Origin of the sequence: Dryocola clanedunensis (assembly GCF_038405435.1) — a bacterium.
Classification (GTDB): Bacteria; Pseudomonadota; Gammaproteobacteria; order Enterobacterales; family Enterobacteriaceae; genus Dryocola; species Dryocola clanedunensis_A.
On sequence record NZ_JBBYHZ010000261.1, the window covers coordinates 1 to 503 of the forward strand.

General features: G+C 69.2%; 1 protein-coding gene. It reads left to right on the plus strand.

Going from position 1 to position 503, the window contains the following annotated elements:
- Nucleotides 1-503, plus strand: a 503-nt coding sequence (locus AAE045_RS24550; protein WP_455549891.1) for a hypothetical protein, incomplete at both ends; no start/stop codon positions are given.

A 503-nucleotide genomic window follows, 5' to 3' on the forward strand; every position in this document is an offset into this window, starting at 1 on the left:
TCGCTGGATGTAACCGGCCAGGTCGCCTGGGCACCGCAGCTGGATTGGGACGTCGCCGCCAAACTGGCCGGCTTCGATCCGGGTTACTTCGCGCCGGGCTGGGACGGCAAACTGTCCGGTTCGTTTGCATCGAAGGGCCGCCAGTTGCCGCCGCCCGCCGGCAGTCCGGCCGGTACCGCCGGCAGCTACGAAGCCACCGTCGATGTACCTGGCATCAAGGGCACGCTGCGCAAGCGCGCGCTGGATGCACAGGGCAGGTTCGCCCTGCGCGGCGAGCAGGGCGAGGGCAACCTCAGGCTCGCGCTGGGCAACAGCCGCCTGACCGCCAAGGGCTCGGTCGGTGACCGCCTGGATATCGATGCACAGCTGGAACCGGTGCAGCTGGCGGACCTGTTGCCCAACAACACCGGCAGCCTGCGCGGCCACGTGCTGATCAAGGGCGCCCGTACCGCACCGGACATCACCGCCGATCTGGTCGGTAGTGGCCTGCGCTGGGACGACTG